Origin of the sequence: Rhizobium sp. M1 (assembly GCF_002531805.1) — a bacterium.
Taxonomy (GTDB): domain Bacteria; phylum Pseudomonadota; class Alphaproteobacteria; order Rhizobiales; family Rhizobiaceae; genus Rhizobium; species Rhizobium etli_C.
This window is the reverse complement of the sequence record NZ_NWSW01000003.1, coordinates 203,574-216,649: the sequence shown is the minus strand read 5'-3', so window position 1 is coordinate 216,649 and position 13,076 is coordinate 203,574. Positions and strand designations below refer to the sequence as shown.

The 13,076-nt window shown below is 62.7% G+C and carries 11 protein-coding genes; 3 read left to right on the top strand and 8 right to left on the bottom strand.

Annotation, left to right across the window (positions count from 1 at the left end; all coding sequences use genetic code 11):
• Positions 1-30: 30 nt before the first annotated feature.
• The 8 genes from ssuD to CO655_RS04885 form a co-directional block, all read right to left on the bottom strand.
• The gene (gene ssuD, locus CO655_RS04920; protein ID WP_097606580.1) at positions 31-1,200 is read right to left on the bottom strand and encodes an FMNH2-dependent alkanesulfonate monooxygenase; all 1,170 of its coding nucleotides are present in this window, start codon (positions 1,198-1,200) and stop codon (positions 31-33) included.
• Positions 1,201-1,331: 131 nt separating this feature from the next.
• Entirely contained in the window at positions 1,332-2,780 is a 1,449-nt protein-coding gene (locus CO655_RS04915) for an FAD/NAD(P)-binding protein (RefSeq protein WP_097606581.1), read from the bottom strand.
• Between the two features lie 97 nt (positions 2,781-2,877).
• Entirely contained in the window at positions 2,878-3,642 is a 765-nt protein-coding gene (locus CO655_RS04910; protein WP_097663987.1) for an ABC transporter ATP-binding protein, read from the bottom strand.
• A gap of 1 nt (position 3,643) precedes the next feature.
• Positions 3,644-4,480 (bottom strand): ABC transporter permease, encoded by an 837-nt coding sequence (locus CO655_RS04905; protein WP_097606583.1) that lies wholly within the window; start codon positions 4,478-4,480, stop codon positions 3,644-3,646.
• Between the two features lie 24 nt (positions 4,481-4,504).
• Complete coding sequence (locus CO655_RS04900) at positions 4,505-5,482, bottom strand: aliphatic sulfonate ABC transporter substrate-binding protein (RefSeq protein ID WP_097606584.1); 978 nt, start codon at positions 5,480-5,482, stop codon at positions 4,505-4,507.
• A 24-nt stretch (positions 5,483-5,506) separates the two neighbouring features.
• Complete coding sequence (locus CO655_RS04895; RefSeq protein WP_097663986.1) at positions 5,507-6,769, bottom strand: SfnB family sulfur acquisition oxidoreductase; 1,263 nt, start codon at positions 6,767-6,769, stop codon at positions 5,507-5,509.
• 7 nt (positions 6,770-6,776) lie between these two features.
• Positions 6,777-8,045 (bottom strand): SfnB family sulfur acquisition oxidoreductase, encoded by a 1,269-nt coding sequence (locus CO655_RS04890; RefSeq protein ID WP_097606586.1) that lies wholly within the window; start codon positions 8,043-8,045, stop codon positions 6,777-6,779.
• Positions 8,046-8,075: 30 nt separating this feature from the next.
• Complete coding sequence (locus CO655_RS04885) at positions 8,076-9,485, bottom strand: LLM class flavin-dependent oxidoreductase (protein WP_097606587.1); 1,410 nt, start codon at positions 9,483-9,485, stop codon at positions 8,076-8,078.
• A 376-nt stretch (positions 9,486-9,861) separates the two neighbouring features.
• Here CO655_RS04885 and CO655_RS04880 point away from each other — a divergent pair, with 376 nt between their 5' ends.
• From CO655_RS04880 to CO655_RS04870, 3 genes are all read left to right on the top strand, one after another.
• A complete protein-coding gene (locus CO655_RS04880; protein WP_097606742.1) occupies positions 9,862-11,202 on the top strand; it encodes a sugar ABC transporter substrate-binding protein in 1,341 nt (446 codons plus the stop codon).
• A 104-nt stretch (positions 11,203-11,306) separates the two neighbouring features.
• On the top strand, positions 11,307-12,248 hold the full coding sequence (locus CO655_RS04875; protein ID WP_097606588.1) for a sugar ABC transporter permease: 942 nt from the start codon (positions 11,307-11,309) through the stop codon (positions 12,246-12,248).
• The gene (locus tag CO655_RS04870; RefSeq protein WP_097606589.1) at positions 12,245-13,060 is read left to right on the top strand and encodes a carbohydrate ABC transporter permease; all 816 of its coding nucleotides are present in this window, start codon (positions 12,245-12,247) and stop codon (positions 13,058-13,060) included. The genes CO655_RS04875 and CO655_RS04870 overlap by 4 nt, the downstream gene beginning before the upstream one ends.
• Positions 13,061-13,076: the final 16 nt, after the last annotated feature.

Here is a 13,076-nt window from a genome sequence, read left to right as displayed (position 1 = left end):
TTGAGGCAGGAGGCGTTCGCCGGTAATTCCTCAGGAGGCGGATACGATTTTCACATTCCCACCATGTCCGCCGCCCCCGAAAACCCGGCGTTCGCCGAAGGAGGAGCGGATCTGCCCATGGGGGCCGGGCAGGCCGATTTCGGGGAAGAGCAACTCGGAAACCCGGTAGGCTTCTTCCAGATGCGGATAGCCGGAGGCTATGACGGTATCGATTCCGAGCGCCTGATATTCCCTCAAACGTTCCGCGATCGTTTTCGGAGATCCGACCAGCGCGGTTCCCGCGCCCGTGCGGACGAGACCGATGCCCGCCCAGAGATTGGGAGAGACTTCGAGCTTGTCGCGGCGTCCCTGATGCAGGGCGACCATGCGCGCCTGGCCGACCGAATCCGAGCTCTTCGCGAACACCTCCTGCGCTGCGGCAATCGTTTCGTCGGAAAGCTTGGAAATCAGCCGGTCGGCGGCAGCCCAGGCCTCTTCATCGGTCTCGCGAACGATGAAGTGAAGACGGATGCCGAAGGTGACGTGCTTGCCCTGCGCCGCGGCGGCCTTGCGGACCTTGGCAATCTTCTCCGCCACCTGCGCCGGCGGTTCGCCCCAGGTCAGGTACTTGTCGGTGATGCCGCCGGAAAAGGCGATCGCAGCGTCTGACGATCCGCCGAAATAGAGCGGAGGGCGCGGTTCCTGTACGGGCGGCAGGCCAAGTCTCGCATCGATGGCCTTGATATACTTGCCGTCGAGGTTGGCCTTACCGGTCTCGACCAGCGAGTTGAACACCTGGAAGAACTCGCCGGCATGATCGTAGCGTTCGTCATGCGGCAGGAAAATGCCGTCACCGGCGAGTTCCTGGGCACTGCCTCCGACCACGATGTTAATCAGCAGGCGGCCGTTGGAAACGCGGTCGAGCGTCGCGGCGAGGCGCGCATAATAGGCCGGCGATGCGGTGCCCGGCCGAATGGCCACCAGAAATTTCAGTCGCTCGGTGTGGGCGGCGAGATCCGCGGCCAGAATGAAGGATTCCTCGCACGCCGCACCCGTCGGAATAAGCACGCCGGAATATCCCAGCCGGTCGGCAGCCTTCGCGATCTCGCGGAAATAGCCGGGATCGGCCGGGCGACTGAGATCGTCCGACCCCAGATACGCACCGTCGCCGGACGAGGGGATGAACCATAGAAAGTCGAGGGGCTTGTCGATTGCCATTATTCCAGTCCTGTCAAAAGGCGGCGGAGCCGTTACAGATTTCCGCCGAGATTATGAAATTCTATAGTTTTTATAAGGAATTTTCTTCCAACTATCGGGCAGCTTCGAAAAGATCAGTTCTCTCGCGGCAGTCTTCAGGATGCCCGCAACACCGCGGCGCGGTGATCGAAGCGATGGGCGAGGATCTGTCTGATACGGTTCGCCACGAACACGGCGTGTTCGGTGACCTGGGGCAGACCCATCAGCTCACCCCAGGTTCCTCGGGCCAAAGGGCCGGCAATGAGCACATCGGAAACGGCTTTGCCGCTGCGAGAGATCGGATGTGCGTCACCATTGCAGGCGATACCAAGCCCCGTCGGGCAGGGCTGAAGCAGGCCGGCGGCGCTAAGGTCGCGCAAAAAATCCTGGCTCTCGAGAATACCGCCATGCCCCGGCCCTGTCGTCACGACGATGGCGTCGACCGTGATTTCACGACGATCTCGCTTATGCCGTTGTCGTAGGCTCACCGTAAAGCCGGAGCCGGTTCTCTCAACCGCCGCGACCGAAGCGGCGAGGATTTCAAGTTTGCGGCTGGAGAGCGCATCGTTGATCACATCCTCCACCTGCGGCGCGATGCGAAAGCGGTGAACGTCCCAGAACGGCCGGACATGGCGGGCGATCCGCCGGCGTTCGGCCATCGGCAAAGCGGCCCACACCGCTTGTCCCTGCAAGCGAACAGCATCGAGCACACAGTGCCAGGTCAGCCCCTTGGCCTCAGCCTCCCGAACCCCTGCGCGCACGCGTCGCAAGAGGCCGCTCGCCGTCATTGCGGGTTCCGTCACGAAATCACCCAGCGCCTCCCGCCCGGCTGGCCCGTGTCCGCGCGAACGCAGACCGCGCCGCGAGATAGAGGTGATGTGGCCGTAATGTCCGCGACGCTTCAGCGATGCCACGACATCAGCCGCGGTCAGGCCGTTCCCGATAATCAACACACGGTCCGCCGCCGCGATGGCGGCCAGCGCACCAGCGACCGTGACATCCGTGACGAGTTTGCCGTTACCGTGCAACGGCGCGAGCACGCGGGGCAAGGCCGGTGGCGGATGGCTGACGGCAAGGACCAGGAAATCGGCTCGAATTTCGGACCCGTCGACAGCCCGCAACCGATATGCCTGGCCGTCTCGGCGAACCGTCTGGATTGTCGCTCGCCAGTGCTCGATCCGACCCTCTGCGATCAAGGGGCGCAGTCGGGCAGCCACATAGTCACCGAAAACGGACCGCCTGGGATAAGGCAGGCCATCTCGACCGATCAACCCTTCGTCGCCGACCTCGGTCGAACATTCTGCGAGGTAGTTCAGGAAATCGTCGGGTCGCGCCGGGAAAAGTGTCATCTTACCGGCGGGAACGTTTATCCGGTGCGCAGGGTCGTTTGTACTATAGGCCAGACCTTGGCCCAGATCCTCTCTGGGCTCGACCACCACGACCTTGGCACCCGCCGCCAGCTTGCCATCGGCAACGAGGTGGGCCGCGACGGCAGCGCCGGTAAAGCCGCCACCGATGATGACAATGGTGATGCCTCCAGCGCCGGCAGCATCCTGTCCACTCATGCAGCCCTCGTTCTCCAATGATGTTGGGTAGAGATTACGCAAGACGATCTAAATTTGAGGACGCCGCTGAGGTGGTATGCCATGGAACGATAGTCTCTCATCGCCTTGCAGCAAGACGTTTGTCATCTGTGCGATCGAGGGATCGTTCCAGGAGTATCGACAGTTCGCGCTTCACGATCGCGAAGCCTGGCGAGTTGCGGTCCCGCCTGCGGGGCAGGTCAACCGGCACAACCTCAAGGATGCGACCCGGCCACGGCCGCATCACAATGATCCGATCAGCGAGTGCGACCGCCTCCTCGATATCATGCGTGACGAGCAGCATAGTGCTGCCATTCTCCTGCCAGAGATCCGAGAGATGATCCTGCAGGTCAGTCCGGGTCATCGCGTCGAGCGCTGAGAAGGGCTCGTCGAGCAGGAGCACGGAAGGTCTGGTCACCAGGCCGCGGGCGAGCGCAACGCGCTGCGCCTGACCGCCGGAGAGCTCGCGAATCCAGCGCCCACCATATCCGGAGAGCCCGATTCGTGACAACGCGGCCTCCACCCGTGCCGATCGCTCCCCCTTGTCGAGGTGCCGGAGACCAAAGGCGATATTGTCCGCGACTGTCAGCCATGGGAAGAGGCGCGGCTCCTGGAAAACGATGTTGACTCGCGCGTCCGGCTCGACGAGACGGCGGCCACCAAGCCGGATTTCGCCGCGCGTCGGGGGTTCAAGGCCGGCGACCAGCCGCAGCAGGGTGCTCTTGCCGCAGCCGGAGCCGCCGATAATGGCCACGACCTCGCCCTCCCCGACCTGCAGTGTGAAGTCTTCGAGCGCATGCGCCCCGTTCGGGTAGATCTTTCCGAGGTGGCTGATCTCCAGCATGTCAGTGCTTCCGGGCATGGTTGTCCTGCCAGCGCACGAAAGGTGCGGAAAGAACGAGCAGGCAGGTGTCGGTGAACTTGCCGACCACGGCAAAGACCAGGATCGTCGCCAGAATCTGGTCGGGCTTTCCGAGCTGCTGGCCATCGACCAGGAGATAGCCGAGCCCTTGCGAAGCGCCCATGAATTCGGCGGCAACGACGAACATCCAGCCGAGGCCGAGGCCCGCCCGCAGCGCCAGCACATATCCCGGCAGTACCGAGGGCAGCAGGATGCGTCGCACAAGATCCAGGCCGGAAAGGCGGAAGACCCGGCCGACCTCGACACTCTTCCGGTCGACCCCCTGCACCGCGCCATAGACACCGAGATAGACGGGGAAGAACACGCCGACCGCGATCAAGGCGATCTTCGAGGCTTCGAAAATGCCGAACCAGAGGATGAACAGCGGAACCCAGGCGATGGAGGGAATGGCGCGCAAGGCTTGCAGCGTCGGATCGAGCAATCGCCGGAGGATGGCCGAATAGCCTGTCAGCGCCCCCAGGACCGTGCCGACCACCGCGCCGGCGAAGAAGCCTGCGAGCACGCGCCACAGGGTGATGGCGACGTGTCCGGCGAGATCGCCGCCGACTGCCAGCGCAAAGACCGTTTCGAAGATGCGTGAAGGCGCCGGCATAAGACGCCCCTCGACGAGTCCGAGACGAAAGAGCGCTTCCCAGAGGACAAGCAGCGACAGCGGAAAGAGGAAGCCGGCGACCGGGCGATCGAAGACGGAAAGGCGGACGGGCCGCCTCTCGATCTCCTGCTTCTCCGGCTGTCGCGCTGCGGTATCGAGCACTGCCATCGGCTTTCTCCCGGAGGTACTGTCCTATTGGCCCAAGGAAGCGCCGAAGGACGGATCGATCAGTTCGGCGACGGCGGCCTTGACGTCGACCTCGGGCTTCAGCACGCCGGCCTGCTGGAGGGCGAGGCCCGCAGCCTCGATGGTCGCACGCTGTGCATCGCCGATCTTCGAATTGGTGAGGTCCGTACGCTCGAGCTGGCGGGCGATGACGGTGTCCGGCAACTTGGTGGCGGCGACGAGGGCGGCCTTCAGGGCCTCAGGCTCGGCGATCGCCTTCTTGCGCGCGACCTCATAGGCGGCGATGACGCGCGACACGATCTCCGGATGCTCCTTGGCGAACTCTTCGCGCACGTTCAGGATGCCCCAGCTATTGTTTTCCGGCTTGCGATAAAACAGCAGGTCGCCGTTTTCGATCTCGGCCGAGGCCATGATCGGATCGAGACCCGCCCAGGCGTCGACGTCACCGCGCTGCAGCGCAAGCCTGCCGTCGGCATGCTGGAGGAGGACAAGCGACACGTCCTTCTCGGAAAGGCCGGCCTCGGCCAGCGCCCGGACGAGAAAGATGTGCGGATCGGTGCCGCGGGTGACGGCGATCGACTTGCCTTTCAGATCCTCGACCTTGGTGATACCAGTATCCTTGCGGGTGACGAGGGCGGTCCACTCGGGGCGGGAATAAACGTAGATCGACTTGATCGGGTTGCCGTTGACCCTGCCGATCAGTGCGGCGGCGCCGGCCGTTGAGCCGAAATCAAGCGACGATGCATTGAGAAATTCGAGTGCCTTGTTCGAGCCGGCGGACTGAACCCAGGTCACCTTGATGCCGTCCTTTTCAAACTCCTTTTCAAGCAGGCCGTCATTCTTCAGGATGAGGCTGACCGGGTTATAGGTCGCCCAGTCGATGCGGATTTCGGACAGGTCGGCCGCGAGCGCCTGACCAAGAGCGGTCACCGACATCAAGGCACCAAGGGCAATGCCGAGCAGCGATTTCATTCGTATCTCCATAGAATTCGATAAATGATTGAAAAATCAGAGGGCGCCATGCCGCGGGGGCAGGATGCCATTCAGATAGAAGTTTCCGATATGGTGGTATTTCCAGCGCACCGGATCATGCTGCGAATGCGTCCGGGCATTGCGCCAGAAGCGGTCGAGCCCATAGTTTTCGAGCGTCGAACGCGCGCCGCCGAACTCGATCAGCTTGGTGGCGGCAAGCTGCGCCACCTCCGTCCCGAGCGCCTTGACCTCCGCGACGGCGATGGATGCCGCCGCTACGCTCGCCGCCGTCGGCTCTGCGGTGGCGCGGTCGACAATCCGGCCAGCCCTTGCGAGCAGCGCATCGACCGCATGCACTCTGATCGCCACGTCGCCGACGCCGTGTATGGTGTGCGGATCCTCATAACCGTGCTCGATCGCCAGTTCAAAAAATGGCCGCGCATGGGCACGAACATAGGAAATCGTTTCCGCGAGCGCCCCGCGCGCGATGCCGACCTGCACGGCGGCATGGATGATCTGCGCGAAAGGCCCCATCGGCGTCGGCTGTTCGAAGCTTCCATCATGGTCGACGATCTGGGACGGCGTCACCTCGACGTCGTCGAAGGTCACGGTGCCGCTGCCCGTCGAACGCTGCCCGAAGGACGACCAGTCGTCGACAAAGCCGAGCCCCGGAGTCGCCCGGTCGATGAAGACCAGATGGACACGGCCGTTCGGTCCCTTCGCCACAGCGACGACGATATGGGCGAAGAGGGAGCCGGTCGCGTAAAACTTCTGCCCGTTCAGGTAGAGCTTTCCGTTGCGATCGGCGAAATGCGTCTTGAAGTCGACCGGCGTCTTCGTGCCGATCTCGGTGAAGGCATTGCCAAGACGATCACCTTCCAGCACGCGCCGGAAATAGTGCTGCTTCTGCTCCTCGCTGCCGTTCAGTCGCAGCGCCTCCACCATGTAGAAATGGTTCTGCGGGATCTGCCCGATCGAGGAATCCGCCGCCGAGATGATGGTGGTGACCTCGGCCAGCGTTGCCGCGGAGACGCCGGCGCCGCCATAGGCTTTCGGGATGCCGATCGCCCAGAGACCGCTCTGCGAGAAGCGGTCGATCTCGGCGAGCGGAAGGCGTCGTTCGCGGTCCCGCTGGGCGGCGCCGACCGCGAATTCAAGCGCCAGGTCCTTGGCGATCCGGATGGCCTCCGCATCATCGCGGATGAGATGGGCGACGCTCCGACGGGCGGCGATGTGCGGCGCAGGACGGCCGGCGGTGAGCGCGGCCTCGCGGTGCAGCTGGCGATCATTGGTGCTCATCTTGGGCTCAGTTCCAGGCGTGGCGCGGCGGATGGACGCCGTTCAGATAATAATTGCCGACGTGGTAGTATTTCCAGCGCACTGGATCATGCAGCGTATGGACGCGGGCATTGCGCCAGTGGCGGTCGAGTCCATGCTCGGCGAGGGTCGAGCGCGTTCCCGCAAGTTCGAACAGCTTGTTCGTCGACAGGATCGCAATCTCCGTCGTCAGAACCTTGGATTCACCTGTCTTGATCGTCGCCTCCGAGACCGTCTCCAGCGTCGGATCGGCGCGCGCCGCGTCAATGGCGTGGCCGGCGATCTCGAGCAGCGCTTCGGCCGCATGCAGCTTGATCTTCAGGTCGCCGATCTGGGCGATGGTGAAGAGGTCTTCGCCGGCCGTCGCCTTGCCGCTGTCGATCCAAGGGCGGCTATATTTGCCGACGAACTCGATCGTATCGTCGATCGTGCCCCGGGCGATGCCGACATCGATCGCCGACTGGATGATCTGCGAGACGGGGCCGCCGACCGTCGGATGGTCGAAAGAGGTGACCTTCAGCGCCCGCGCCTTCGGCACCCGCACGTTTTCGATCTTGACCGAACCCGACGCGGTGGTGCGCTGGCCGAAGCTCGACCAGTTGTTGGTGACGGTGAGACCGGGGGCGTCGCGGTCGGCAAAGACGAGATAGCCCTGGCCGGTCTCGTCGACACCGACGATCGGCACGATATGGGCAAGAAGCGCGCCGGTCGTATAGAATTTCTCGCCGTTGACGACCACCTCGTCGCCGTCATGAACGACCTTGGTTTCGAAATCGGCGACGGTCTTGCTCTTCAGCTCGGAGAAGGCGTTGCCGTATCGGATCCCTTCGAGCGCCCAGCCGAAGAACAGTTTCTTCTGCTCTTGCGTGCCGTCGAGATCGACGGTCGCGACGATCGCCAGATGGTTCTGAGTGATCTGCGCGATGGCCGGATCGGCTGCAGCGATGATGGCGATCACCTTGGCGAGCGTGGCATAGGAGACTTCCGGACCACCATAGGCTTTCGGCACGTTGATGCTCCAGAGACCGCTCTGCGAATAGGCGTCGAGCTCGGCGACCGGCAGCAGTCCCTCACGGTCACGCAGAGCCGCCCCGACCTTGAAGCTCGCGGCCAGTCTCTCGGCGATCCGGATCGCCTCCTCGTCGCTCCCGATCACATGCGCCGGCGTAACCGGGCGCGGACGGGGCGTGAAAGGATCGGTGGAATTGACGCGCGGATGGACGCTGTAATCGATCTTGGTGTCGGTGATGCTTCCCATGGGAAAACCTCGTCGGGTTGGATTGGAATGTCAGCTGGCATTGGCAAGCGTGATCGCCTGGTTGCGTTTGAAGGCTTCGATGTCGCGGTAACGGTCGGCCGGATGCGCCTTGGGCAGATAGGGCCCCTCGCCGAACAGCTTCTCCCGCAGCGTGCCGGGGCGATAGCCGGTCGGATAGACGCCGCGCTTCTGCAGTTCCGGCACCAGATAGCCGACGATATCCTCGAAGCTCTCGGGTGTTACGGCATAAGCAAGGTTGAAGCCGTCAACGTCGGTCTCGTCGACCCAGGCCTGGAGCTCGTCGGCAACGGTGGAGGGCGATCCCACGACCACCGGTCCCATGCCGCCGATACCGCCCCATTCGGCCAGCTCGCTGATCGTCCAGCGCTTATTCGGATCGCCTTCCGACAGGCTCTCGATCGCCGAATGGATGGCGTTGGTCTCGACCTTGCGCACGAGGTCATCCGGCGCGTAGCGGGAAAAGTCGACGCCGGTCCAACCGGACATGAAGACCAGCGAGCCGTCATAGGAAACGTAGTCGAGATAGTCGCGGAATTTGGCGCGCGCCTTCTCGTCGGTCTCGTCGACGATGACCGTCATCAGATTGTAGATGCGGAACTTCGACGCATCGCGCCCGACGGTCGCCGCCCGCACCCGGACATCGCGCACATAATTCTTCAGGATCGTCCTGGTCTGTGCCGCGACGAAGACGCATTCCGCATGCTCCGCCGCGAATTGCTTGCCCGGCCCTGAAGCGCCGGCCTGGTAGAGCACCGGCGTACGCTGCGGCGACGGCTCGGTCAGGGCGTAGCCCGGTACTTCGAAGAAACGGCCCTTGTGGCCGATCTCGTGCACCTTCGAGGGATCGGTGAAGATGCGCTTCTCGCGGTCGCGCAGCACAGCGCCGTCTTCCCAGGCCCCCTCAAGGAGCTTGTAGATGACCTCCAGATATTCGCTCGCCACTTCGTAGCGGTTGTCATGCGCACGCAATCCGCCTTGCCCGATATTCTTGGCGCCGCTCTCCAGATAGGAGGTCACGATATTCCAGCCGACGCGCCCCTTTGTCAGGTGGTCGGCGGTGGCAAGACGCCGTGCGAAGGGATAGGGGTGCTCGAACGAGATCGAGGCGGTGATGCCGATGCCGAGATGTTCGGTGGCGAGTGCAATCGGCGCCGCGAGCTGGATCGGATCATTGACCGGAATCTGCGCCGCCTGATGGATGGCGTGGTAGTTGTTGGCCTTGTAGACGTCGTAATAGCCGATCACGTCGGCGATGAAGATGCCGTCGAACACCCCCTTTTCGAGCGTCCTGGCAAGATCCTGCCAGTAGTCCAGATCCTTGTATTTCCAGGATTTGTCACGGGGATGGGCCCAAAGGCCGGGCGACTGGTGGCCCACGCAGTTCATGTCGAAGGCGTTGAAGTGTATCTGCTTGGTCATTCCTCGATCCCATCCGGATTTCAGGCGTGGTCCCCGAAGCATCCCGATGCGACGCCCATTTAACAGTTATTATATGTTTTTTATGTACTATTTCGTGGAATTTTTTTCTGGTTTTTGTTGACCCTCGGTTATCCCTGGCTGACCGGCCTATCTGACCGCATCCGATCGTGCTTTTCCCCTCGGCCCCCTCTCGAAGCGAGAGGTGTGGCTGAATTTGAAAATAAATTCTATAATTTTTGTGTACTTTAAATTCCTGTTGGTTAACGGCAAGAGTTATCTGTCGAATGATCCCCCCAAAGGCCGACGCAGCTGCCACACGGAATACCGCTCCGTGGTCATCCCTGCGGCCGGCGCCGTCGCAACCGAGGATCAATTCATGTCCAACCCCATCATCGACCAAGCCTATGGCCGCCGCACGGTCCTGAAAACCATGCTGGCATCAGGAGCGCTCTCTCTTCTCTCATCGGGCGTCTTCTCCTCCGCCCTCGCCGCGGACAATCGGCTCGCCGGCCGCACCCTCAACCTCCTGATCATTCAGCCGCATGTCGTCACGGGCAAGAAGATCGCCGAGGATTTCGAAAAGCTGACGGGTGCGAAGGTCAACGTGACCGCCGTTCCCTACGACCAGGTCAGCGTCAAGGCGACCCTCGACTTTCAGTCCGGGGCCGGCGAATTCGACGTCATCGACTATTTTTATACCTACAAGGGCCAGCTCGCCGAGGACGGCGTGATCGAGGACGTGACCGACTTGATCGAGCGAGACAAGGCGGAAATCCAACCCGACGATTTCATCCAGACGATCTATGACCAGTACACGCTGCATGACGGCCGTCGCTATGGCCTGCCTTATGACGGCGACAGCCACCTTCTGTTCTACAACAGGGAACTGTTCGATCGGTACGGCCTCAAGCCACCGACGACCTGGGACGAATACAACGAAAACGCCAAGGTCATCACCGAGGCGGAATCCAGGAACGGCATCTATGGTGCTGCAGTCCTGGGCGCGAAGATCCCTGTCATCATCCTGTCGACCTATGCCAATCGCCTGACCGGTTTCGGCGGCAACTTCCTGAAGGCGGACGGCACCTCGGCCCTCGACAGCACCGAAGCCGTGGAAGCGCTGAAGTCGCTGCTCGCATCCGCACCGCACGCATTGCCGACGCCGCTCGAGACGCGCTTCGAGGAAGGTCTGCCCGCCTTCCTCAGCGGCAAGGCCGCCCAGATCGACTTCTGGACCGACCTCGGCGGCTACGCCCAGGATCCCAAGGGCTCGAAGATCGTCGACAAGTGGGGCGTCACCCGCATTCCCGTCGGTGGCGCCAACAAGACGCCGCGGCTTGCCTTCAATGCCGGTTTCGGCTTCGCGATCACCAGCGGCTCGAAGAACAAGGATGTCGCCTGGGAACTGATCAAGCTCGCGACCAGCAGGGACTACCACGAACAGCTGCTCACGCTGACCGGCTCCGGCATCGATCCCGACCGTCACTCCGGCCTCAACTCCGAGAAGTTCAAGGCCTTCCAGCCGCTCGTGCAGCCGCTGCTGGCAGACGGTGCGCTGGAAAACAGCCTCGCCTGGCCGACGGCCGTCTATGCCCCGAAGCTGGAAAACGCGCTGACCGATGAACTCGCGCTGGCCCTTGCCGGGACGAAGAATGCCGAACAGGCGATCGCCGATGCCCACAAGGCCTGGACGAACATCATCGAAGCCAATGGCTGATCATTGAGCCCCCCTCCTGGCGGACGTGGAACACAAGACCCGAAGGCGTGCCCTGCGGCAGAGCGGGGCACGCCTTTCGAGAGAAGAACAACAGGCGCGATGACATGACTGCGATCGATTTTCCCCTCGCTCGAAGACGAGCCGCCTTAACGACGGCCGATCACGGCATTTCGGCACACCGGCTCGTCCGCTGGCTGTGGATCTCTCCGATCCTGCTCGGGCTCGCCGCCACCCTGGCCTACCCCACGCTCTTCCTGGTGGCGCTTGCGCTCAGCAAGAGCACGCTCGGCAAACCCTTCCGCAGCTTTGTCGGATTGCAGCATGTGCGGGAGGTCCTCCAGGATCCGCTGTTTGTGACCTCTGTGACCAAGAGCATCGCCTATGCTTTCGTCACCGCGAGCATCCAGCTGGTGATCGGCTTCCTGATCGCCTTGCTCTTCACCCGGCTCCTGAAGGCCGGACGGTTCCTGGTAAGCCTGATCCTGCTGCCGCTCATGACGCCGCCGGTGATGGTGGGAGTCGCATGGAAGTTGATCCTGGCACCGGCCGGAGGGCTCCTGAACGGGCTCCTCCTGAACCTTGGCATCGTCGACGCGCCCGTGAGCTTCCTGGGCGATCCCGTTTTTGCCTGGTTCGCGATCGCGGTTGCCGATATCTGGCAATGGACGCCCTTCGTCGTCATCCTCAGCTTCGCCGCCCTTTCGACCATTCCCGAAGGCGTCCACGAGGCTTCGATCATCGATGGGGCATCACCGCTGCAACGCTTCCGGCACATCACGCTTCCGCTCGTGGCGGCGCCGCTCTCCTCGATCTATCTGCTGAAGCTCATCCTCTCCTTCAAGGTCTTCGACCTCGTCTATGTCCTGACGTTCGGCGGTCCGGGCTTTGCCACCACGACGACCGGCTTCTCCATCTATCGCCGCGCATTGGAACAGTTCGATGTCGCCCGCGCCGCCGCCGAGACCCTGATCTACAGCCTGGTGATTGGCGCAGTGCTCTGGCCGGTCATCCGCCTTCACCAGCATCTCGAGAGGAAAGACGCATGAAGATCAGCCGCTCCGACATCCCGCTCGTTGCCGCGATCGCACCGGTCCTCGTCTTCTTCACCCTGCCGATCGCCTATCTCGTCTCGGTGTCCTTCAAGACAAAGGACGACGTGCTGAGCGGCCGTTTCCTGCCGACGAGCCCGACGCTCGACAATTGGCCGGCCGCTTTCGAGGCCGCCCATCTCTCAGGGTTCATCGCCAACTCGGTTGCCGTCTCGCTGCTCGCCGGCGCCCTGACGCTGTTGCTCACCCTGCCCGCCGCCTACGCCGTGCTGCGGCTCGGCATCGGTGGCAAGTGGCTGGGTGATCTCACTCTGTCGAGCTACATGGCGCCGCCGATCGTGGCTCTCATTCCGCTGTTCTATCTTCTCAAGGCAACCGGGCTCCTCAACACCCATGCCGGCCTGGTGATGCTCTACGGCTTTGCCAATATCCCCGTCGCCTTCTGGCTTCTCACCCCCTTTCTCCGGCGCATGCCGCTGGAGATCGAACAGGCGGCGGCGCTCGACGGAGCTGGCCCTCTTCGGATCCTCGTCCATATCGTCGCCCCGATCATCGTACCGGGCATCGTGGCGACGCTGATCATCGTCTCGGTCCTCGCCTATAACGAGTTCCTCTTTGCCTCCGCCTTCACCTTTTCCGACGAGACGCGCACGCTTCCTGTCGGCATCTCGCTGTTCCAGGGGGATCGGCTGGTCAATTTCGGCCAGATGGCAGCCGCCTCGCTCGCCGGCATCACACCGGTCTATCTGGTAGCGCTCTTCCTGCAGCGTTATCTCGTGACAGGTCTCGCCCACGGCGGCCTCAAATGATCACCGCAGACGGCTC

Excerpts from the sequence above, each read along its gene's own strand:
- CO655_RS04915 (WP_097606581.1), bottom strand. The coding sequence starts at position 2,780 with ATGAGTGGACAGGATGCTGCCGGCGCTGGAGGCATCACCATTGTCATC.
- CO655_RS04910 (WP_097663987.1), bottom strand. The coding sequence starts at position 3,642 with ATGCTGGAGATCAGCCACCTCGGAAAGATCTACCCGAACGGGGCGCAT.
- CO655_RS04905 (WP_097606583.1), bottom strand. The coding sequence starts at position 4,480 with ATGGCAGTGCTCGATACCGCAGCGCGACAGCCGGAGAAGCAGGAGATC.
- CO655_RS04900 (WP_097606584.1), bottom strand. The coding sequence starts at position 5,482 with ATGGAGATACGAATGAAATCGCTGCTCGGCATTGCCCTTGGTGCCTTG.
- CO655_RS04895 (WP_097663986.1), bottom strand. The coding sequence starts at position 6,769 with ATGAGCACCAATGATCGCCAGCTGCACCGCGAGGCCGCGCTCACCGCC.
- CO655_RS04890 (WP_097606586.1), bottom strand. The coding sequence starts at position 8,045 with ATGGGAAGCATCACCGACACCAAGATCGATTACAGCGTCCATCCGCGC.
- CO655_RS04885 (WP_097606587.1), bottom strand. The coding sequence starts at position 9,485 with ATGACCAAGCAGATACACTTCAACGCCTTCGACATGAACTGCGTGGGC.
- CO655_RS04880 (WP_097606742.1), top strand. The coding sequence starts at position 9,862 with ATGTCCAACCCCATCATCGACCAAGCCTATGGCCGCCGCACGGTCCTG.
- CO655_RS04875 (WP_097606588.1), top strand. The coding sequence starts at position 11,307 with ATGACTGCGATCGATTTTCCCCTCGCTCGAAGACGAGCCGCCTTAACG.
- CO655_RS04870 (WP_097606589.1), top strand. The coding sequence starts at position 12,245 with ATGAAGATCAGCCGCTCCGACATCCCGCTCGTTGCCGCGATCGCACCG.